At 40.4% G+C, this 24,086-nt stretch carries 12 protein-coding genes and 1 CRISPR repeat array (1 of these 13 running past the window's edge); of the genes, 8 read left to right on the top strand and 4 right to left on the bottom strand.

Annotation, left to right across the window (positions count from 1 at the left end; all coding sequences use genetic code 11):
• Window positions 1-2,725: direct repeats of the CRISPR family, unit length 37 nt; unit sequence CTTTCAAATAAATGATTCCCGGCAACGGGATTGAAAC (it extends 3,464 nt beyond the left edge of the window).
• A gap of 38 nt (window positions 2,726-2,763) precedes the next feature.
• A complete protein-coding gene (locus CAL7507_RS05910; protein WP_015127536.1) occupies window positions 2,764-3,048 on the bottom strand; it encodes a hypothetical protein in 285 nt (94 codons plus the stop codon).
• Between the two features lie 243 nt (window positions 3,049-3,291).
• On the opposite strand from CAL7507_RS05910, the gene CAL7507_RS05905 reads away from it, so the two are divergent.
• Window positions 3,292-4,278, top strand: coding sequence for a YafY family protein (locus tag CAL7507_RS05905; RefSeq protein WP_015127535.1), 987 nt, complete (start codon window positions 3,292-3,294; stop codon window positions 4,276-4,278).
• Between the two features lies 1 nt (window position 4,279).
• On the opposite strand, the gene CAL7507_RS05900 is transcribed toward CAL7507_RS05905, so the two are convergent.
• Window positions 4,280-9,745 carry a translocation/assembly module TamB gene (locus tag CAL7507_RS05900; RefSeq protein ID WP_015127534.1) on the bottom strand — a complete coding sequence of 1,822 codons (5,466 nt, stop codon included), beginning with the start codon at window positions 9,743-9,745 and terminating at the stop codon, window positions 4,280-4,282.
• A 256-nt stretch (window positions 9,746-10,001) separates the two neighbouring features.
• Between CAL7507_RS05900 and CAL7507_RS05895 the strand changes: the two genes are divergently transcribed.
• The 7 genes from CAL7507_RS05895 (at window position 10,002) to CAL7507_RS05865 (ending at window position 22,343) form a co-directional block, all read left to right on the top strand.
• Entirely contained in the window at window positions 10,002-10,427 is a 426-nt protein-coding gene (locus CAL7507_RS05895; RefSeq protein ID WP_042341207.1) for a DUF3110 domain-containing protein, read from the top strand.
• Between the two features lie 90 nt (window positions 10,428-10,517).
• Window positions 10,518-11,444, top strand: coding sequence for an N-acetylmuramic acid 6-phosphate etherase (murQ, locus tag CAL7507_RS05890; protein WP_015127532.1), 927 nt, complete (start codon window positions 10,518-10,520; stop codon window positions 11,442-11,444).
• 1,005 nt (window positions 11,445-12,449) lie between these two features.
• Window positions 12,450-13,679 carry a response regulator gene (locus CAL7507_RS05885; protein WP_015127530.1) on the top strand — a complete coding sequence of 410 codons (1,230 nt, stop codon included), beginning with the start codon at window positions 12,450-12,452 and terminating at the stop codon, window positions 13,677-13,679.
• Window positions 13,680-14,037: 358 nt separating this feature from the next.
• Entirely contained in the window at window positions 14,038-14,403 is a 366-nt protein-coding gene (locus CAL7507_RS05880; protein WP_015127529.1) for a response regulator transcription factor, read from the top strand.
• A 121-nt stretch (window positions 14,404-14,524) separates the two neighbouring features.
• Window positions 14,525-14,998, top strand: coding sequence for a chemotaxis protein CheW (locus CAL7507_RS05875; protein WP_042341860.1), 474 nt, complete (start codon window positions 14,525-14,527; stop codon window positions 14,996-14,998).
• A 106-nt stretch (window positions 14,999-15,104) separates the two neighbouring features.
• Window positions 15,105-18,422: a GAF domain-containing protein gene (locus CAL7507_RS05870; RefSeq protein WP_015127527.1), complete on the top strand. Its 3,318-nt coding sequence runs from the start codon at window positions 15,105-15,107 to the stop codon at window positions 18,420-18,422.
• A gap of 321 nt (window positions 18,423-18,743) precedes the next feature.
• Window positions 18,744-22,343 carry a hybrid sensor histidine kinase/response regulator gene (locus tag CAL7507_RS05865; RefSeq protein ID WP_015127526.1) on the top strand — a complete coding sequence of 1,200 codons (3,600 nt, stop codon included), beginning with the start codon at window positions 18,744-18,746 and terminating at the stop codon, window positions 22,341-22,343.
• Between the two features lie 331 nt (window positions 22,344-22,674).
• Here CAL7507_RS05865 and CAL7507_RS05860 read toward each other — a convergent pair whose 3' ends face one another.
• Entirely contained in the window at window positions 22,675-22,914 is a 240-nt protein-coding gene (locus CAL7507_RS05860) for a hypothetical protein (protein WP_015127525.1), read from the bottom strand.
• Window positions 22,915-23,216: 302 nt separating this feature from the next.
• Entirely contained in the window at window positions 23,217-24,080 is an 864-nt protein-coding gene (locus tag CAL7507_RS05855) for an ABC transporter permease (protein ID WP_015127524.1), read from the bottom strand.
• Window positions 24,081-24,086: the final 6 nt, after the last annotated feature.

Below are 24,086 nucleotides of genomic sequence, written 5' to 3'. Positions count from 1 at the left end.
ACATTCAGCCAAGAGCAGCAAAGTCTTTAGCCCAGATTTCTTTCAAATAAATGATTCCCGGCAACGGGATTGAAACGGTCAAATGTAAACAAACGAGCATTAGTCTACTACGTAGGGTCAACTTTCAAATAAATGATTCCCGGCAACGGGATTGAAACGCTTTTTGATGAAATTTATAACCTTGCAGTCTCTGGCTTTCAAATAAATGATTCCCGGCAACGGGATTGAAACTATAAAAAGGATTGGGATTAACTCTAGGGGCAAGGCTTTCAAATAAATGATTCCCGGCAACGGGATTGAAACATCAAGGAACCTACTCTTCTACAGTTGCTGGTAAAAACTTTCAAATAAATGATTCCCGGCAACGGGATTGAAACTTTAAAACCCCGCTTAACCGTGAATATATTTCTGACTTTCAAATAAATGATTCCCGGCAACGGGATTGAAACATAAAGATGTTAAGTCAGCCCTGCGTAAAAATTTAACTTTCAAATAAATGATTCCCGGCAACGGGATTGAAACGCACTTTCACAAATCCAAACGAGCCATTAACCTGGCTTTCAAATAAATGATTCCCGGCAACGGGATTGAAACGTAAATCAAGTCTGTGTACAGGGATTTGAGTGTTTCTTTCAAATAAATGATTCCCGGCAACGGGATTGAAACCAAATCTGTGAAGCCGAAGGCATAAAAGTACTGTGGGTCTTTCAAATAAATGATTTCCGGCAACGGGATTGAAACCTTTGCCGACAACATACTCAGCTTGATGTCCATCTTTCAAATAAATGATTCCCGGCAACGGGATTGAAACAAGCTCAAAAGACCGAGGCTGAGGTACAGACAGAGATTCAACTTTCAAATAAATGATTCCCGGCAACGGGATTGAAACTTCCTCAAACTGACGGTTACTACGCTGATCCGATATCTTTCAAATAAATGATTCCCGGCAACGGGATTGAAACTACCGCCTTTGCCATTAGTATTTATCCTTGACTTTGTCTTTCAAATAAATGATTCCCGGCAACGGGATTGAAACGCTCTCAAGATGCCAGTTTCAATAGAAGATATCCACTACTTTCAAATAAATGATTCCCGGCAACGGGATTGAAACTACCAGAAAGTACCATTCGCAGTTGGTTGCGCCTTTCAAATAAATGATTCCCGGCAACGGGATTGAAACTTTCTTGGCTATTAATACCAATAATCCACCATCACTAGCTTTCAAATAAATGATTCCCGGCAACGGGATTGAAACGAGAATAGAAACTTACTGGATGTAAAACGATTAATTACTTTCAAATAAATGATTCCCGGCAACGGGATTGAAACACCTTAGAGATGTCAGCGGCATGACAAGTATTAACTTTCAAATAAATGATTCCCGGCAACGGGATTGAAACCAATGGGGCAAGCTGCTTTGGACACAACCCGCGACTCTGCTTTCAAATAAATGATTCCCGGCAACGGGATTGAAACTATCGGTATCAGGCATGTCTAATCCTAGTTGGTAAACTTTCAAATAAATGATTCCCGGCAACGGGATTGAAACTTCTGTTTATCGGGAGTCAGAGATGGAGTACGCCCGCCCCCTTTCAAATAAATGATTCCCGGCAACGGGATTGAAACATCCTTGAACCCCTGTTTCTCAGAAAAATTTTCTCTTTCAAATAAATGATTCCCGGCAACGGGATTGAAACCTGAGTGTATTAACCTTTGCAGCTACTATGCACAACTTTCAAATAAATGATTCCCGGCAACGGGATTGAAACATGGCATATTTAGTCATCCGGGTCTAAGTCTAAACTTTCAAATAAATGATTCCCGGCAACGGGATTGAAACTGATGTTTTTGAGGCGGGTTTTGTTGGGATTAAAACTTTCAAATAAATGATTCCCGGCAACGGGATTGAAACGCACTGGACTGCACAGTAGGAGGCGATCGCTGGCTGCGGCACAGTACTTTCAAATAAATGATTCCCGGCAACGGGATTGAAACCGTCACGGGGGTTGAGCCTGACAAGTTGCCCTAAGGCTTTCAAATAAATGATTCCCGGCAACGGGATTGAAACGCCCAAGAAACAACAGGAGTAATCTGGGTCTGAACTTTCAAATAAATGATTCCCGGCAACGGGATTGAAACAATTAAATCCTTATTTGTGGAAGGTAGAAAAGGTATTACTTTCAAATAAATGATTCCCGGCAACGGGATTGAAACAGAACGTCACCACCTGGGGGCTAGAAGGCGAGAGCGCTTTCAAATAAATGATTCCCGGCAACGGGATTGAAACGAGAAATAAGCCTCGACTTTCTTGATGGCATCCCGCTTTCAAATAAATGATTCCCGGCAACGGGATTGAAACTCAGCCGAAGAACTCAGACAGCAATTGGGTGAGCTTTCAAATAAATGATTCCCGGCAACGGGATTGAAACTCCCGCTGGGGACACAGCGATACGTGGAAGTCACTCCAGACTTTCAAATAAATGATTCCCGGCAACGGGATTGAAACGTGATATTGTGGGGAGTTCTATGGTCAGTCCCGCTCCTCTTTCAAATAAATAATTCCCGGCAACGGGATTGAAACATATTTGCCGTTGTTAATCTCATTAAATCAAAAATCTTTCAAATAAATGATTCCCGGCAACGGGATTGAAACGTAATCAGTTTACGGCTAATGAATACTCTAGACAGCTTTCAAATAAATGATTCCCGGCAACGGGATTGAAACTAATGAAGAAGGCGAAAATAACTAGTACTCAATACTTGCTACGCGCTGGTGTATGAATTAGGTATCATTTCTGCGCTAAGGCGATAGCGATTACCTGGCTTGTGTGTGTCCGAAATGGTAAATACCAAAGTTCCGTAAATATATGGGACTTTTAGATTATCTTCTTTTGCCAACCTTAAAACATCTTTTGCCAAGATATCTTGCTTTGCTAGTAACTTTATTATGTTGCTAACCTGTGTCGTTGTTAGATCGCTGACAAAAGGTATTCGACAGCGTTGCAAATTAAGATGCAACTCCGGCGATTCTAAATTAGAATTTTTCATTAAGGGGATACTTCCTTAAAAAAAGTACAAAGATATTGACAGCACAACAGCAATTTAATTTGTGCTTTCAAAAGTAAAAATTCAAACGAGCGTCAAAGGAACTGGTACTTTTTTTGACGCTTATTATTTTCAATAAATGTAGCACCTACTTAAGAATTTTGTCCAGACCAATATAAAAATAGATGTTGTCATTTTTTGATATCATTTTTTGACTACACCTTTTTAGACGGATTTTTTTATGTCATGTCTTCTAAACCCGATAGCAATTACAACCAAATAGCCTTTGCTCTGGAAATCCTGAGACTTCTAGCCGCAAAGCCACGACGACGCGAAGAATTAGCAGATTTACTCTCAATTTTTCTTGAACAGCATGGCAAATCTACAGATGATGCTGATGTTAAACAAAAACTTACCCGCACAATTCGCAAACTTAGAGACTGCGGTATTGAAATTAAAAGCGCACCACACCGTCCCTACGAACTAGTCGAATCAAATTTCCCCGTTCTTCTCTCTACCGAACAGCGAGAAGCCCTTGCAGTAGCGGCATATTTCTTGGCTGATATGGGCTTCTCGGCGCAAGCAAGCCAAATTCAACGCATCGGTAACTTAATAGAATCGGACATTCCAGCGTTTATAAAAGTCAATTTTAGTCCTCCCGTTGATTATGGCGATCGCAATTTAGATGCGATCGTTCGCCAACTCCAAGAACGCTTTGTGCAACAACGTCGTTACACCATTCGCTATCAAAGTCAGCCAGGAGAAGGACGCATCTGGGATATTGACCGTTCAGAACTGCGACTGCACGACGGTGTTCTCTACCTATTCGCATTTATCCCCGACTGGCGTTCTTGGCGATTTGACTATTGGCATAATATCGACCAAAACCATATCTTTCGCCTTGACAAAATATCCATTGTTGGAGCTGCATCTAATACAAATTGGGTGTCCTGTGATTTCCCTACATTAAAAGTCTGCTATCACACAAGCGGACAACTATCTAATTATCACCCTCGACGCCAGGATGAAGTAATTGTTTACAGCGATCCAGAAGGACAATTTCGCCACATTGAAGCGACGATAGATTATTGGTTTTGGTTTCGTCAACGCATTTTGAAATATGGGGCAAATGCTCAAATTTTAAGTCCACCAATGTTCGCTGATGAAATCAAAAAAGAGTATGAGAAAATTCTAGAAAAATTATCAGTAGACGAAAACATTAAAAATTTTTGATTTAAAACCGATTTTCATACTCAACTACGGCACGACTATCATTAGATAAATTCGTGGAAGCACGGATGCGGAATTCGTCGTTGATTCTATAATTGATACCCCATTGAAAGGGGTCACTGGCTGTTAAAATCTTGATGCTGGAAATAGAAAACCTGGAAGAAATATCAATTCCCGCTTCGGCTGCTAATTCTAATGTAGAATTACTTCTTCCTGCTTCGGGATTCTCAGAAATGACGGTGGGAAATAGACGCAATTCACTTAAACCAAAAGCATTGCCAATTTGGTTAAAAGCTCCTTGAAAGTTGTTGAATACAGCTGAACCTGCAATGTTAATCAGTCCCAAAGTACTGTCACCACGTCCCTGAGTACCAACAAACCCACCGCCTAAAAGGGCAACAATTTCTGTTTCACCCCGTGCTGGGCTACTTTTCAGTTCGAGATTTTCGTTAAGTTTGCTGGCGGGGCCTTTGATGCTGGCTTCGACGCGAACAGTCTCTAAACCTGCTAACCCCCCAGTATTCAGCCTGTTGATATCATTACCTTGAATCCCATCTAATACCTTAGCGAATAGACGAATATCTAAGTCTGGGTCGCGGGGTTGACTGGCTCTAAAGGTTGCGGTCTGAGTATAACCACTAGCAAGATTGAACTGAGTAGTAAATAAATTTACACCGCCTTTTTTTAGCAGGATCGTACCATCAGGTATTGGATCAATAAAAGAGCCATTAACTATGAGGTCACCTGTAGCTAAAAAGCTGAGAATAGGTGGACGGGTAATTTGGACGTTGTTCCCTAGCGCTAATTTTAGATTATTAAACTTGCCGATCGCACTCCTGAGATCAGCTTTATTCTGCTTATCAGCTTTGATAAATGATACACCCAGACTGGTAGTAGCTGGTTTAGTTGAGTTGGTAGATTCTGCAAGTAACACCTGTCCATCAAACAAATTTACCTGACCACCAATTGCTGGGTTAAGGGCAGAACCAGTAATCTCCAACTTGCCACTAGCGCCTCCTTGATATAGTCCCTTGAGATTTAAGGTTAGCTGTTCGAGGTTAACAGTCAGGGGATTGTTAATACCCGCTTCCTCATTGTTAAATATGGGAATTTCTCCAGCCGCCTCTACCTTACCCCGACTAAATCGACCTTCTAGTTTTTCGACTACAATCCGGTCTAGATCAAACTGAACTTTACCGGTAACACGTCTCAGTTTTCCTGGCAAAGCCTGGGCGGAAAAAGTGGCATCATTAACAGTGGCAATTCCTACTACTTGCGGTTGCTTTCTTGTCCCACGGACTGTCAAGTCTACCTCTCCTTTTCCTTCCTCAAAAGCTACCTGGCTAGTCAACAGGTTTAATACTGCTAATCCTTCATTCTTTACCTTGACATCTAGACTGACTTGCTGACTATCTGCTAACTCTTCAACAACAGGTACACTACCGTTAATATCTACAGGTTCGGCCCCAGCAACTGCAACTTTACTGCCAAAATTCACCCGTCCATTGTCATAACTAAAAGAGGCAGTAGCTGATTCTAGTTTCTTCTGATTGATTGTGCCATCTGTAAGTTGTAACTCCCCTTTAGCTTGGGGATTTTTGATGCTACCCGCTAAAGCTGCATTAGCGTTAAGATTACCTGTTATGGGAACTGGTAACTTCACAAAGTTATTTAATACTTGAATAGGGAAATTAACGACCTGCAAATTACCAGTTTGCTCTTTACCACCAACATTACCTTTAAAAGCGATTAAGCTGTTTTGCGACTCAATTCTTAAAGGTAATAACTGCAAAATACCATTAGCAAAGCTGCCTTCAGCAATTACTCGCTCCGCTTCATAATAACGACCAGGGTCATTTTTTTCCTCATTTTTACCCCAAGTCCAGTTTTGACCGTTTAATTTAAAGTCCACTGCTAGTCCATTAGCTGCGGCAGTATTCAGGGCAACTTCTCCGTTGAAAGTTCCTTGTAAGTCTACTAAATCGGGTACTAGATTAGACTCACGTCGCTTTTGTTCTTGCTCTGCTAATAATGCATCAACTTGATAAAAGCGCTCTATTTGGGTTAATAGAGACTCACCTGGTAAACCTTGAGCGTTGGTAGTTAAATCGGCGGCTTTGCCGTAGGTTGGTGATGCTAATCCACGTTGGACATCTTGGACTTCAAATAACTGTAATGCCGTTAAGATATCTTGAATTTTACCTTGATTAACATTTAGTTTGCCTTGTAATTGCGGGCCTTTTGAGGATTGACTAGCACTACCAGCAAAAGCGTAGCGACTTTGTCCTTTGATAAATTCGCTATTTATGAGTGTGGCTACACCATCGCCATAACGGAATTGAGCAGTCAAACGATCGCCTTTAATCCTACCAATTGCTGGTTTGGCGATCGCTAAATTTCCTGATGAGGCGAATGTCCGCTGATTAATTTGCAAATTCCCCGTTAAGTCTCCTGCTAATGCCCCACTACCCAAACGTGTATTCGCTGGCAAAGTTAAATTTAATACCTTTAAAGGGAAGTTGTCTAAGCTCAGTGCCAAGTTATCTCCTTGGGCTTGACCTATGGCTGTGGCTTGCTGCCACTTAGCTAAGAAGGATTTGGGGCGATTTTTGCCGTCTAAATTTAGAGCTAGGCGATCGCTCACGCCTTCCAAGTTTAAATTTACACCAGTTCCCTGCACCGCCTGGATACTTCCACTTAAGACTGGCTCAAAAGCCAAGTCTTTCACCACCAAACCCCGTAACCTGAGTTGTCCTTGGACATCAGGTATAGGCAGCTTGCCAGTAATTTGACCATTAAAATCAGCTTTCCCAGCGAGATTAATGCCATTAGGCAGCTTGAAGGGTAATTGTTGCAGGTTGTAATCTTGTGCCTGGACGTTGAGATTTAAGGCTGTAATTTCCGGTATGCCTGCTTTTAGGGCGTTAGCTGAGATGTAACCACTAGCATTTAAATTACTGGCAGTGGCGCGCTCAATAATTAACCTTTCACCATTCCAGGCGATCGCCGCACTCAGGGGCTGCTGAATCACAGATATCCCTTGAGAAAACTGTACCTGACCAGCAGCACGCAAATCTGCTAATTTGGCTGTTCCCACATTCCCAGCCACTTGCAACTTCCCGCCGAAAGCCCCCCGCAATTGCTGATTCAAGCGATTTAATTGCACACCCGCAGCATCAACTACAGCCTGATAGCGACCATTCGCCAGTTGGATATTCGAGGCTGTAATTGTACCACCTGCGAGATTCAACCGACCCTGACCGCTGGCTTGGATAGTTTGTGGTTGGAAGGATTCCGCAGACCCTGCCACATTGAAATTACCAGCTAAAGTTCCTTGAAACTGTGGGGGTAATTCTGCCAACAGTTGCAATGGTACGTTATTCGCCCGGACCTGTGCCTGATAGCGACCATCGGCTAATTGAATATTGCTAGCTGTGACAATCCCACCACCCACTGACAAACGCGCCTCACCAGTGCCACGGAGGGTTTTGAGGCTGAAATTATTTCTATTACCTGCGATTTGGAATGTCCCCGCCAATGGACTGTTGAGAACCGCAGGCGCTTTTTTCAAGATCCGCCCCAGCCACACGCCATTGGCAACCAATTGAGCTGCAAAGCTTTGGTCTTGGAGTTGCAGTTTCTCAACTCCCACCGTCCCCCCGGCGATTTGCACCCTAGCCCCATCAGGGCGAATACTGGCTAATTTAAATGGGCCTGTAGTCCCTGAGAGGAGTAGGCGGCCGTTGAATTCTGCTCCCGCCAAGGAGACATTTTGGAGTTTATTTTTGTCTACAAACGGCTCCAACTGCACACCAGAGGCTTGCGCTACAGCTTGCCACGTTTGATTAGCATAAGTACCTGATGCCTGTACCACACCACCGCCAACTTTCAGCGCCACGTCGCGGAAGTTAACAGTACGATCTGGGGCGATCGCGATCTTACCACTAGCAGCATAAGTAGCCCCTGGTGCCTGCCATTGTACTAGTGTCTGAATATCCCCAGGAACACCAGTTAGTTGACCTTTAGCAGAGACAGTGCCAATTTGAAATGTGGATGTATTGCCATAAATTTTAGCGATCGCATCCCCAGGAACATTATTAGCAGCAAAATTAAAATTCAGTTGAGCAGGCTTACTAAGTTTAATAGTGCCACCACCTGTCACTTCACCACCTACCGTAGGTGTGCCTTGAATATCTTTGAGCGTAATTAAAGAATTAGTTGTAGATAACTCAAATTTGCTGCTAACGTTCTTAAAATCAACTTTGTCAATCTTGGCAGTTTTAGTAGTGACAACAGTACCTAAAAGAGTCGGTTTAGCAGTTGGTCCGACAATCTGCAAATCAGCTTTGACTTCCCCAATAACAGGTACTGGTAGTTTTACCTTGAGAGTCTCTAAAGCTGTAGCCACACTCACTGCATTGACACGTCCCGCCAACTTAAAGCCAGTCTTTCTGTCAATAATGCCCTGAGCCACCACAGGAATTTTGCCATAATTAGTAGCAACATTCTCTAACTTGATTTCCAGTCCCTGGAAGCGGAGATTTCCTTGAGTATTGCTCAACAACTGTGGTACGCGGGGAATCTGTAGCGTCACCCCTTGCACACTAGCGCTGCCATACAACAAGGTTTGCTGTTGCGGGATTAATTGAACTTGTAAGTCACCATTAACTCGACCTGCTTGTAAATTCAATGGCAACTTAATTAAACTGCTGATGTCCGCAGCTAGCAAGTCTTGCCCGCGTATCTGTAACTTGGCGGCTTGCGTCTTAACCTGTGCTTCTCCCCGGACTGCAACATTACCACCACTATTGTCTGCACGACCCGCCACATCAAACCAAACCAACTGATTGTTATCTCGAATGTCGGCAGTACCATTTAGTTGCGAAAAGGCGATAGGAGATGAAGGGGATGAAGAGGATTTTGCTCCCTTATCTCCCCCTACTCCCGCCTGCGGCATCAAAACCAACTTGCCATTCCGCAACCGCAGTTTCTCCAAATCGGTTTTAATGGCTGCATCTTTACCTGCTGGCGCTATGGTAGTAGTAATCCAGCGCCCTTGGTTATCTTTTTCAATATAAATATCTGGGTTGACTAAAGTGACATCTAGCTTTAATCTACGGTTAAAGATTAACTGTAATGGGCTAAAACCAACTTCTACGGCATCAATAGCCACTCGGTCTGGGTCTGTTGCAGTTGCGGGTATAGCTGAAGCTCCAAACCGCACTCCCGTAAGGGAAAATTCTGTCACTCCTCCAAGTTTGACTGGACGGTTGAGTGTATTGGTGAGATTTTTTTCTGCCAACGGCGTTAACTCTTTCTGGACGAAAGTCCATAAACGCCAGATACCTAAGGCAACTCCCAGCAGCAAAATTCCACTCAAGACCAAGCCAGCGCGACTAAACAAAAGCAACATTAACCGTCTGTGAACGGGGGAATTTGAGCGATCATCTTGATTGGGAGACTGTGTCATTTGCTTTCACCCTTTACTTGGAGAATGTAGCTGGCTCACTGCTAGCATTAACTGGCACACGATTTGTTCTGCCTTTTCCAGGATACGTCAACTCAAACCAAGACCCGAATGCTTGCATGGGATCTACTCAATAGTTATATGCTCAATCATATTCGCACGGTCAGGAAAATCTAAATTTAGGAAAAATGTTACAGCAACTTTCCTTGGGACACATCTTAGAACTTTAATATAAATAGAACCAAGAAAAAAAGGATCAATGATTACACCGATGCGAGTTTTTGTGTTGGTTTTTAATGCCCGTACAGAAAATGAGGGGATTCACACAGTGCGAGAGGGCAATCGCAATAAAATTCTGATGTTCGAGTCAGAAGACGATGCTACTCGCTTCGCCCTCATGTTGGAAGCTCAGGATTTCCTGACACCGACAGTAGAGGCGATTGATGCTGAAGAAATCAAGGAATTTTGTGCAAGTGCTGACTATGAATGGGAACTCGTCCCAGAAAATGGTGACTTAGTTGTTCCTCCAGATATTAATGTGGAAGAAACCGACTGGCAACCAAACGCTCAAGCAGAGGAAACTAGTGAGGGAAATTTTTCCTCCAACCAAGCAGCTACAGATCAATCAGATTTGTCTGATTCGGAACTAGAAAAAATGCGGCGCAAGCTAGAAGGACTATTGTAATTAGTCATTGGTTAGTACTGATAAGCAACAAATGACACAGAACAAATGACAACTTGCCCTGAGCGCAGCCGAAGGGATGACGGAGAACAAATGACAAATTTGCAAGAACGCGGCCATCTATTAACTGAGCAAGTCAATCCTCATAGTCTGAATTTAGATCAACTAAGTTCCCTAGAATTGGTGGATTTATTTAACAATGAAGACCAAAAAGCAGTTGCGGCAGTAGCTGCAGCGAAAAGTCAGTTAGCTCAAGCCATTGAATATGCAGCAGAGCGTTTACGCCACGGAGGACGGCTGTTTTATGTCGGCGCTGGCACAAGTGGTAGGTTAGGAGTGTTAGACGCGGCTGAGTGTCCACCTACCTTTTGTACACCCCCAGAATTAGTACAAGGGATTATTGCTGGCGGTGCTGGCGCATTGGTACGTAGTTCTGAGGATTTAGAGGATCGCGCTGAAGATGGAGAAGCAGCGATCGCTCAAAGACACGTGACACAATTAGATGTGGTAGTTGGTATCACCGCTGGTGGGACAACACCTTTTGTCCAAGGTGCCCTCAACGCTGCTCGTCAGCGGGGTGCTATCACTGTTTTTATTGCTTGTGTTCCCGCTGAACAAGTTAGCTTTGATGCAGATGTTGACATTCGCTTGTTAACTGGGCCAGAAATTGTAGCTGGTTCAACTCGCCTGAAAGCTGGAACAGCCACAAAGCTAGCTTTAAATATTATTTCTACTGGGGTGATGGTCAAACTGGGCAAAGTCTACGGTAATCGCATGGTAGATGTAGCAGTCACCAATCAAAAATTACGCGATCGCGCTTTACGCATTTTAGAAGACCTCACAGGTTTAAGTCGAGAAACCGCGAGTTTGTTACTAGAACAGAGTGGTAAGTGGGTAAAATTAGCTTTGTTGATGCATTGGACTGGTTTAGAAAAAGACGCAGGCGATCAGCTACTCTCAGCACATCAAGGTAATCTCAGGGCGGCTGTTGCCAGTTACAATCAAGACAAACAACCCTGAAAAATCTTCCTAGCGATCGCTCACAGATATCGAGTCATACCACCCTTCAATCCAACACCCTGCTCCCTACCCCTTAACCTCTTGTTCAGCATAGCCACGAGTATTCAAAACCTCGAAGTTAATGGATACTATAGTAATCCTCAATAACTAGATTCTGCACTTTTTATGTTGGAAATCTAGTCTTTTATAAATGATTTAGAGTCAGCAGGTAATTGAGAATAATTAAACGTACTTTGAAAGATTTAGTTGCTGTGAATTTTTTGTCAATAGATTAAATATATCATAAATCTACATATAAAAATATCAGCAATTCACAGCAATCCGCTATTACCAACAGGTAGTCAGAGCAATATAAGATTAATATTTGATTTTTTCAAAAATCTAAGTATCTGTAGGGTGGGCAATGCCCACCAGATCAGGGTTTTGTAAGGCATAGCCCTACCTACGTGTATTTCAATATTCAAGTGTGAATCCTATATACACTGTCTAGACTGCCGCAAAAATATTGGTTACATAGCTTTGTAAACAAACATGTCAAAAACAATCATTTCAATCAAAGCTGACAATTTAAACAAATATTGCAGTCGTTAATTAAGTGCAAAAACTATTTTTCAGAGAAAAATCAGGATTATTACTGATCATTATTTACCTGAAAAATGCTTAATATAATATATGAATAAATAAGCAAAATAGAAAATTGCATAAGTCAAGCTCCACTTAAATTTTTAAATACTAGTAAGGGATGAGAGTCCATTAATGAGGTATTTTATTTTAAATAAATCCTCAAAAGATACTACTTTTACCCTTTTAATCACCTCTATTCCTCTCAGCCTCAATTTAGCATTACTCAATCCCAATCATGGTAAAGTCACAAACACTTATCTGAATTGGTTGAATAAACGTATCTGTAAGCGATGGGATAGATACTGACCAATAAATGAGTATTGTAGGCTTAAAAAAGGCTGAATTTTTAATAAAAGGAATTAAAGCATAAGGAATTAAAGCATGACGCACCAAGAAGAACTGATAGTATCAAATAACCTACTGAATGAATTTAAAATTTGTACTCAATTACAATACAACGGACAATTAAAGATTAAAAGTTCCAAGGGACAGCAATGGATTTTCTACTATCGCTTAGGAAGGATAGTTTGGGCAACCGGTGGAAAACATCCTTTCCGACGTTGGCGTAGACATATCACTCAGAATTGTCCCCAAATTGATTTGAATAAGTTGCGGTTTCGCTCAGAAGACTTAGCAATTGATTACTGGGACTATCGCCTTGTAGAAATATTGTTTAAAAGACAGAAAATCCAACGAGAACAAATTCATACAATTGTAGAAAACACAATTGCAGAACTATTTTTTGACCTTGCTTATGAGGCAGATTTTACGCCTCTAACTTGCGATCGCAACCAAGAAGTTATCTTGGATACGGCCATGAGCTTTACGAGTGCAGACATTTCTCTCAAGCATATGCAAGACTCGTGGAAGATTTGGTCAGAAACAGGGTTAGCAAATTTTTCACCTGACTTAGCACCAGTCATCCGCAAACCCGAACAACTCCAACAGCTAGTGAGTCCATCCGTCTACAATAACTTTGTAAATTTCATTAACGGTAAATATACCTTGCGGGATTTAGCAGTGAAAATGAAGCAGAGTGTACTACTAGTTTCTCGTTCATTGCTTCCCTATATCCTCAAAGGAATTATCGAACTTGTAGAAGTGCCCGACTTACCTTTATTAACAAATGAAGTCAAAAATAACTCTAACACCACACCACCAAAAAATCCCAATGCTCCCTTGATAGCCTGTGTAGATGATAGCCCACAGGTTTGTAAAATGTTAGAAGACATTATTACTGGCAATGGAATGAGGTTTATCAAAATCCAAGATGCTGTGCAAGCATTGCCAACTCTGATTCAAGAGAAGCCAGACTTAATCTTCTTAGATTTAATGATGCCAATCGCTAGTGGTTACGAAATATGTACTCAACTACGACGAATTTCTAGCTTTTCTGAAACACCCATAATCATCCTCACAGGTAATGATGGACTTCTAGATAGAGTTCGCGCCAAAGTAGTTGGTTCTACAGATTTTCTCACAAAACCCGTAGTAGCTGATCGGGTCATGGGTATAGCACAGAAATATTTACGTTCACAGGCTCCATCAAAAGTCAAGAATGTGTCTAATAGCATACCTAGTAGGATATCCGATTTAGAAGTTTGTCATTAGGCAATTAGTAATCAAACTGTAATGATTTTTCCTTAGTGATAAATCATTGATTAACTGTATGAATCTACATATTAGCCTGATGATTTATTAGGGGCGAATCACCATTCGCCCTTATTTAGTTTATAGCTCACTACAGTTCAGTTAAGGAGAATTGTAGGTTGGGTTGAGGTTTTTAGCTTTAACTTAACTGTATCGTCTTCTAGCTAATAAAATCGCATTTAAAGTTATATTTTTACGTACTTTTTCCGAGGTCTTTAGATCAAAAATACATCAGAATTAAATGACAGCAAAAGTTTGATTTAATAGATGTGTTGTGCAGTTGTACTTTTGTTTTTTATCATATTAATAGGTATCTACTATGAGTACTGTTTTAGTAGTTGAAGATGGATTGACTGATATGGAAATTATCAGCCGTTACTTAAAGCAGGCAGGTTATTCTGTCATTAGTGCCACAAGTAGTGAAGAAGCTCAAGACAGAATCGATAAAAATAAGCCTGATGTAATTTTTCTCGATGTAATTTTACCAGGTAAAAGTGGCTTTGAAATTTGTCGAGAACTGAAAAATAATCCTAGTACTAGCCAAATACCTGTGATTTTTTGTTCAACAAAAAATAGCGATGTAGATAAAATTTGGGGAAATATGTTAGGTGCTGATGCTTATCTTTCAAAACCAATTAATCGGGAAGAATTAGTAGTAACTCTGAGTCGGTTAATCAGTAAATAGAGACTAAATAAGCATTTCATTATAACTCCGTCAGGTAATTTATTGCCTATGAGAGTTGAATAACTGCAAATTTCGACTGAAAATTAATAATCAATGCTAAGGAATCATAAACTTGGAAAATTTGGAGAATAAGCAAAAATTTTTAAGCTTTAATTTGGGAGTCAAAGACACATCTGTCATTTCATTACAACACATCACGGAAGTTTTAAAAATATCATTAACAGAAGTATGTAGTGTTCCTCAGATGCCTAATTGTGTCTTAGGTATCTATAACTGGCGTGGTGAAATGCTTTGGTTAGTTGATTTAGAGGAGATGCTAGGTTATCCTCCACTATTGCAAGACTTAGACTCCGTCTCAAAAATGATGGCGATCATACTAGAAAGTGATGGCAAATATTTGGGTCTGTTGGTGCGACAGTTGATGGATATTGAGTGGTTGGATACCAATCAAATGAAAGCTCAATCAACAGAACTATTTTATCCAGCTATGTCACCTTTTTTGCAAGGTTACTTTATCAATTCTACTGAAGAAATAGTATTCAATTTAGATGCTCCAGCAATTATTCAAGCTTCCTTGTGGGGGCTTCATAATTGATAATTTGACAAGCTGTGACGGTGCATAGTATTCGGTTCAATTACCATCAGCTTTTAAGCTAAAAAGTTGCAAATTACTACTGATAACAAATTTTGAGGTTTCTGAAATGACAAATTCATATAATAACATCCAAGAAAATGGAAATTTGATTGCTGATAGTGAATACTTAGAAAATCAGAATGGTGCTATTGAGATCGCCAATATTGCTAAGGATCAATTATCTACGTTAAATGCAATTACTCAAGAATTTAAAGTTTGGCGACGACAACTGCAAAGCATTATCAGTCAGATGCGTCAATCCCTAGATATTGAGACACTATTCAAAGTCACAGTAGCACAACTCAAGGATAAAATTGCCTGTGATCGCGCCTTGATATATCAATTTACTTCCTCTGAATCTGGTATTGTCTTAGCTGAATCTAGAACACTAGGTTGGACACCGACACTGGATGAAAACTTACCAGGAATTCTTTTTGGTTTATATGCTAGTCAAGACTATTTAGATTCTGTAGTAATTGATGATATCAATCAGATACAACTCACTCCCTATCAAAAACAACTATTAGAAAAATTTCAAGTCAAAGCTAGCTTGAGTGTACCGATTTTAGTAGAAGATAAAATCTGGGGTTTATTAGTAGTAAATAATTGCGCTTCAGTACGAAAATGGCAGGAAGGAGAAATTACTTTACTATCTCAAATTACAGGAGAATTAACCTATAGATTACAGAGTTTTGAATTTCAAGCAGAACTACAACAGCGGACATTAGCCAAAAAAGCAGTAGCTAAAGTTGTCGATAAGATTCTTAAGCTATCAGATGTAGATAAAGTATTTCAAACAACGACTCAAGAGGTACGCCAATTACTCAAATGCGATCGCGTCGGTGTTTATCGCTTCAATTCCAATTGGGGTGGTGAATTTGTCGCTGAGTCTGTAGGTAATACTTGGGTAAAATTAGTAGGACCTGGGATTAAAACTGTTTGGGAAGACACTCACCTACAAGAAACTCAAGGAGGACGTTATCGTCATCATGAGAACTTTGTAGTAGATGATATTTATAAAGTCGGTCTTGCTAACTGCCATATTGATATTTTAGAGCAGTTTGAAGCTAAAGCTTATGTAATTGTGCCTATATTTTTTGGAGAAAAATTGTGGGGTCTATTAGCAGCCTATCAAAATTCAGAGACTCGTAAATGGCAAAATTGGGAAGTTAGCTTTTTAGCTGAGATTGGCTTGCAATTTGGTGTAGCACTCTCCCAAGCAGAATACCTGGAACAACTGCGGTTAAAGTCAGAAGAATTGGTGTATATAGCGGAAAAAGAGAAATCTTTAACTAAGACAATTAACCGCATCCGCCAATCATCAGACATGGAAAGTGTCTTTAAAACCACAACTCAAGAAGTCCGACAATTATTGCGATGCGATCGCGTAGCAGTTTATCGCTTCAACCCAGACTGGGGTGGTGAGTTTATTGCTGAATCTGTAGGTAATATTTGGACAAAATTAGTCGGTCCTGATATTAAAACTGTTTTGGATGACACCTACTTACAAGAAACTCAGGGAGGGAGGTATGTTAGAGGAGAAAACTTTATCGTCAATGACATTTATACAATAGGTCTTGCTCCTTGCCACATTGAGATTTTAGAGCAGTTTGAAGCTAAAGCTTATGTAATTGTGCCTATATTTTTTGGAGAACAACTATGGGGCTTACTCGCAGCTTACCAAAATTCTGGCTCTCGTGAATGGCAAAGCTGGGAAGTTAACTTTCTAACTCAGATTGGCTTACAATTTACCCTAGCAAAGTCACAGATAGAATATATAGAACAAGTAAAATTAAAATCGGAAAACCTAGTTCAGATAGCTGAACAAGAAAAAGCCTTCACAAAGATAGTTAACCGCATCCGACAATCTTTAGATGTAGAAGAAATCTTCAAAACTACAACTCAAGAAGTCCGACAATTATTGCGATGCGATCGCGTAGCTGTTTATCGCTTTAATCCTGATTGGGGTGGTGAATTTGTCGCTGAGTCAGTGGGTCATATCTGGATAAAACTAGTGGGGACTGATATCAAAACCGTTTGGGAAGATACCCACTTACAAGAAACTCAAGGCGGTCGATATGCCAAAGGTGAAAGCTTTGTGGTCAATGATATCTATCAGGTAGGTCTTGCTCCCTGCCATATTGAAGTTTTAGAGCAGTTTGAAGCCAAAGCTTATGTAATTGTACCTGTTTTTTCTGGGGAAAAATTATGGGGCTTATTAGCAGCTTATCAAAATTCTAGTTCTCGTGATTGGGAAGAATCACAAGTAAGTTTGTTAACACGCATTGGCGATCAGTTGGGGTTAGCATTACAACAGACTGAATATTTGCAAAAATTACAAGCACAATCAAATCAATTAGCAGAAGCAGCGGCGCGAGAAAAGGCAGCTAAAGAGTCATTGCAACAACGATCAATTCAACTATTGACAGCCCTTAGACCCGCTCTCAATGGCGACCTCACAGTACGTGTACCAATCACAGAAGATGAACTAGGTACGATCGCTGACGCATATAATAACACCCTGCAATCACTCCGAAAAATTGTCATCCAGGTGCAGACAGCAGCCCAACAAGTCGCCCAAACCTCCACTACCAGCAATGCTTCACTAACAGGGTTGACAAACCTCGCACAAGAACAGTCAGAAGAAGTCACCACCGCTTTAGGCGAAATTCAACAGATGGTAGACTCCACACAAGCTGTGGTGACTAACGCCGAGTTGGTACAAGTCGCAGTCCAACAAGCCAACCAAACTGTCGAGTCTGGTGATGCGGCGATGAACCTAACTGTAAAAGCAATTCAAGCGATTCGGGAAACTGTCGCCCAAACTAGTAAAAAGATTAAACGCCTCAGTGAATCCTCGCAAAAAATCTCCAAAGTAGTAAATTTGATTGGTAATTTTGCTACACAAACAAACGTTTTAGCATTAAACGCAGCCATCGAAGCAACTCGCGCTGGTGAATATGGCAAAGGCTTCGCAGTGGTTGCAGATGAAGTCCGTTCTTTGTCTCGCCAATCAGCCGCAGCAACTATCGAAATTGAAAAATTAGTCCAAGAGATTCAAGCTGAAACTAGTGAAGTAGCAGTAGCGATGGAAACAGGAATTCAGCAGGTGGTAGAAGGCACAAATCTGGTGAGTGATGCGCGGCAAAATTTGAATGCAATTGTTACCGCTACTGCTGAAATTAGTCAGCTAATCCAACAGATTACTGCAGCAACCCAAACGCAAATGGTGCAATCTGTAACTGTCACTACAAGCATGAAAGATGTAGCAGAAATTTCTCATAAGACTGTTGGTGAATCTCAAGAAATTAGCGAGGTTTTCCAACAGTTATCAATCATGGCACAAGAACTATTAGTAACTGCAAGTAGGTTCAAGGTCAACTGATGGTGATTGATCTGTAAAGCTACAAGGGAGAACTTTTAATTGGCAGGCTAATCACCTGCCCTCCTAGAGGTTGTTTGAAAAGCGTCTTTCTATGTCATGTTGTAGCTTGTTTCCCCGTAGGGATATACAGCGTAGCGGAATGTAGGCGTTAGCCGAACCGCAGGGTAACATCTCAATATGCCCCGCAAACCTTTGATTCTAGCCTGCGGGTTCTGCTTGCGGTACAAAATGACAAGTTATACCTTCCCTGACTTTTCAAACATTCTCTAAGTAGCCATTATCAACTGCGTACACTAGAACACATAAATCTCCATAAATGGTATGAATATAGATGATGAAATTCGTCAGCAAGGTTATATCTATTTCCTAGCTGAAGCTCCAGAGTTATTAGAAACAATCGAGAAAGAATTGTTTAGCTTATCGTCAGGCTTTAGCATTGCTAAAGTGCATAACTTAATGAGAGCAACTCACACACTAAAAGGAGGAGCCTCTAACGTTGGACTAGAAGCAATTAATACACTCGCTCATTCTCTAGAAGATGTATTCAAATCTTTATACAACCCGGATGTAGTCATTGATGATGAATTACAAACGCTAATATTACAAGCTTATGAGTGTCTGCGGCTAGCAATAACTGCAGAACTTACCGGTAGTAATATTAATGGTCAAGAAATTATCCTGCGCTCTACTTCAGTATTTGCACAATTACAAGAAAAACTGGGTGATGCTTTTGGTACTGAGGCTCATATACCCACTTCTGAGGAATTAGGATTTGATATAGTCCAGTCTATCTTTGAAGTTGGAGTTCAGCAACGTATAGACAGTATTGCTGCAGCCATTAATAATCCACTAGATAATACCGAATTATTTAATTTATTAAGCTCTCAAGCTGAGGTATTTATTGGTTTAGCAGAATCTTTAAATTTACCTGGGTTTGGGGCGATCGCCCAAACAATTTTGGCTGCATTGACGGCTAATCCTAGTCAGGTAAAACATATTGGTGAAGTTGCGCTTGCTAATTTGCAGCAAGCAAAAGCAGCAGTACTCTCAGGCGATCGCATCTCTGGTGGAGAGCCTTCTCAAGATCTAAAAGTATTATCAATTGTCAGCAAAAATGACGTTTTAGATGACCCCCAATCATCAAACAAAAACTTTGATAATACATTATTATTATCTGAAATCAAGGGACTATATAAGTTTTTAACTACAACTGGCAATACTAAAAATCAGCCTCTAAAGCCAGCGAAAGCTAAGTTTTACCTGAAAGTAATTCGATATATTTTTGGATGGTTTAATCACCAGATGCAAAAACCTAAGTCAGAGCTAAATTTAGCTCTACTTATTTCCTCACCAGGAGAGAATCCAATCAATTATATTGAAAATTGGTTGATGAAATTTCTAGATTTTATCCAAGAGCCTACAGATAGTCAGAGCTTTTGTATTTATCGCCAAGGCATAGTCCTGACAATTATACTAACTATTGTTAAATTTCGTTATTCAACCGAGAAAAATGACGATGGCATTCTAGTAATTAAAGAACTACAAAACAGCATCATTAAACTAGCAAAAGAATATAAGAAATCTCCTCCTGTCACTAGCCAAGAGAAAAATTGGATTGACAATCCTAAGTTACAAAATCTACTGGTTTTTCAAGAAATATCTCTTGATAAATCTCGTCAAAATAGCGATGGTTTACTACAGGTAATTTGGGGTGGGAATCCTAGCCTCATCTCTGATGATGGAGTTGGGAGCATACATACTATAAAAGAAGGTGAAACTGAGGATTTTGTTAATGATATCGAATCATTAATTATCAGTGAGCAAGCATCAACAGTCATGACTTCAATGACTATTTCAGTAGGGCAAATTAATCAGCAAATAGAACAAAAAACCTTAGATTCTCCAACCAAAAAGTCTCGCCAATCTTCCTTTGTTCGAGTAGATATAGAGGGACTACAACGTCTTAATTACTTATCAGGAGAATTGCTAATTTACCAAAAGCGCCGGACTTTACACGATGAACAAATTAAGGAAATAATTGAGCAACTAACACAACAAATCAGCAGGAATCAAACAACTTTAAATAAGTTAGGTGATTTACCACTACAAATACAGAATATTGCATCACCAAACACACAAAAATTTGATGCTGTGAAATTTGATGCTTTAGAAATGGATGTCTATACAGAATTCCATATGACTTTGCATGAAGCGATAGAAGAGACACTACAACTACAAGAAACTACAGAATCTCTTGATTTACTTCTAACACAAGCGACTCAAATTTCTGAGAAAAAACAGAAATTGATTCTTAATATCATAGATAATTTAGTAGAAGCACGGATGTTACCTTTAGGAAATATCCTTAATCGCTTCTCCCAGATGGTAACAAATCTAGGGAATATTTATGCTAAACATGTAGAACTAAAACTTATTGGTACAGAAGTACTAGTAGATAAAGCGATCGCTGAAAAACTCTACGAACCCTTATTACACTTAGTACGTAATGCTTTTGACCACGGTATTGAACCGCCACAAGTACGCCGGGAACTTGGCAAATCAGAACAAGGTTTAATCGAAATTTGTGCTTATCATCAGGGTAGTCAAACTATTATTGAAGTCCGGGATGATGGTCAGGGACTAGATTTCGAGAGAATTCGCGCCAAAGCAATTGAACTTAATCTCATACCTGCTAACGATGAGGCTAGGGGCTATTCTTCTCACTCGACAGAATCTGAACTTTTAGATCTGATGTTTTCAGCTAGATTTTCCACCGCTAGTCAAGTGAGTGAAATTTCTGGGCGCGGTATGGGCTTAGATATTGTGCGTTCTCAGTTACAAGCACTCGACGGTTCTATCTCCGTGCAATCTTCGCCCAAGCAAGGAACAACATTTTTACTTAAAATACCTTTTTCTATGACCACTGATAAATTAATGCTAGTTCAAGCGGGTGGTGTCGTTTATGCCTTGCTTTTAGACAGCATCGAAAGAATTCTCATTCCTAGCACTCAGCAAGTCAAGGAATTTGAAAACAAAAAAGTTTTACATTGGCAGACAGACGCAGCTGAAAGTATGATAGTCCTGCGTCAACTTTCAGAATTGTTGTATTACAATAGCTCATTTAGTGGTGCTACTAATTTACAAAATATAGTAAACATTTCTGATTTAGGAATCACCAATAATCCTGTAATTTTGCTACGTCGAAATCAAGAAATTTTTGGGTTAGAAGTTGACCAAATTATTGGTGAGCAAGAACTCGTAATTAGACCTTTAGGAAATGGGATTGCGCCCCCAAAATATATTTATGGTTGTAGCAGTTTAGCCAATGGTACGCTCATTTTAGTGATTGATGCATCTCTACTAGTAGAGTCTCAAGAGATGCAAGCTGTACTAGAAACTATGGGGACATCAAGAGAGTATTCGGCAAATCAACAAGCTCTACCGCTGCCAAATTTAGATTTGAACCCTTTGCCGTTACTAGCTCCATCTGCTCCCACAAGTACTACACAAACGCAATCAAGTCAATTGCTCCCATCAAAAAACAAATCACCAAAAGTGGTTTTGATAGTAGATGATGCAATTAGTCTTCGTCAAACTATATCTTTGACTCTCCAAAAATCTAGCTATCAAGTATTACAGGCACAAAATGGTGTAGAAGCTTTAGAACAATTGCAATTACATCCTGAAATTCAAGTTGTAATTTCTGATCTAGAAATGCCGCGGATGAATGGATTTGAACTTTTGTCTAATATCCGCCAAAATCCAAATTTTGCCAAGTTACCTGTAGTCATTCTCACTTCTCGCAGTGCAGAAAAACATCGTCTGCTTGCACAATCTTTGGGTGCAACTGCTTATTTAACTAAGCCTTATTTAGAGGATAAGTTCCTTTCTACAGTTGGGAATTTAATTAATATGAACTAGAAAGTCAGCAGGCGGCTATCAGAGGATGTTTGAAAAGTCATGATTGATGTATCAAATATTTTTTACCCCTCCCTAACCCTCCCCTTATAAAGGCAGGGCTGATTCATCCGCTCGTGTTGGGGATTTGTCAAGAGGATAATCTCACGCAAAGGCGCAAAGGCGCAAAGAAAAAGAACACGATCTAGGGACTGAAGACGCAAAAATTATCGTCAAAATTGTGTACTTACCCTAAATTTTCATCTCGTTAACCCTTGCAATTTTACCTGTTATGGGGAATGAAACAGCCCTGCCTTATAAAGGGGAGGGAAAATCAATTATTACTGATGACTGTTCATTCGGCATCAATTCCCTCCCACATTTGTGATAATGGGAGACGTTGACACGTTTTCGCTTGCTGCAAGGCTCTCCTTAAGCTGGCTTTAATCTCCTCAACAGGTGTATCATCAGGGTCAATTTCTTCTATTTCTGCTGGTTCTGGAACCAACACAATCACCCGTACCTGATGAGGATAAGTTGTTCCTTGAATCGGTTCATCTAGAACTAGTACCGCAAGGCGGAAGTCAAAAGTCAAAAGTCAAAAGTCAAAAGTCAAAAGTAATATGGAGTAAGCTTTTTAGCGATTGAGAATGGTCTGCTTATTTCCGCCGCACTGTACTAGTGGTTTGTCAATTTTGTTTTGAGGGGTTTTTGGTAGTGCGGGCCGAAAAGCCCGCGTGAGCGAGACGCTCACACTACAGTCCCTCATTTCAACCCTGACAGACTACTAGGTTTCCCTGAGTATCAATTTTGCCGGTAACTTCGATCGCCTTCATTGGTGATTCACTGTGTTTTGTAGGAGATTCTAACACGCCCAAATCCAAGCAGGATAGGAATTTATCGCTTGGGTGTGCCTTCACCAAACTTAATCAAAAGAGCGATCGCTATACTAACAAACAAAATTAATGTCATACTCAACGCTGAACCAAATCCCCAATTTTGGGTAGCGCCGAGAAACTGATTATAAACTAACCGCGAAGCGGTCATACTAGAAGCACCACCTAATAATTCTGGGTTGGTAAAATCTCCTAAACCTGTGATGAATACCAGCATTGAACCAGCAGTAATTCCTGGCAATATTTGCGGTACTGTTACTTTCCAAAAAGCTTGGATAGGACTTGCGCCTAAATCAGATGCTGCTTCTAGTAAACGCTTATCTAACTTTTCCAGAGAGGCATACAAAATTAAAATCATGTAAGGTAGTAAACTATAGCTCATACCAATAAATACCGCAGGAGCCTGGTTTAGTAACTCCAAAGTAGGTAAGTTTAATGTAGTTAATAAACTGTTTAATAGACCAGTAGGACGAAGAATGGTAATCCAAGCATAGGTACGCAGTAAAGAAGAAGTCCACAAGGGCAATACAAAACCTAATAACAGTAAGTTTCGCCACCTTTCCGGTGCTATTTGAGCAATCCAATAGGCCACAGGGAAGCTCATAACTAAACAAATTATGGTAGTGCGACCTGCTAAAATCAGCGATCGCTGGATTACTTGCATATAAATAGGGTCAAGTATCCGCAGGTAATTCTGCAATCCACTAGGATTGACTATATCTCCCGGACGAATGTTAGGTACGAAGCTCAACTGAAAAATTATCAGTGTTGGCAGTACCAATAACAATAGCAACCACACACCAGATGGTGCAAGTAATGTCAATGGTTGGAGAAAATCTAAATTTGAACGATGTGATTTTTGCATTTTGTC

Origin of the sequence: Calothrix sp. PCC 7507, assembly GCF_000316575.1 — a bacterium.
Classification (GTDB): Bacteria; Cyanobacteriota; Cyanobacteriia; order Cyanobacteriales; family Nostocaceae; genus Fortiea.
This window is presented reverse-complemented; position numbering and strand designations above follow the sequence as displayed.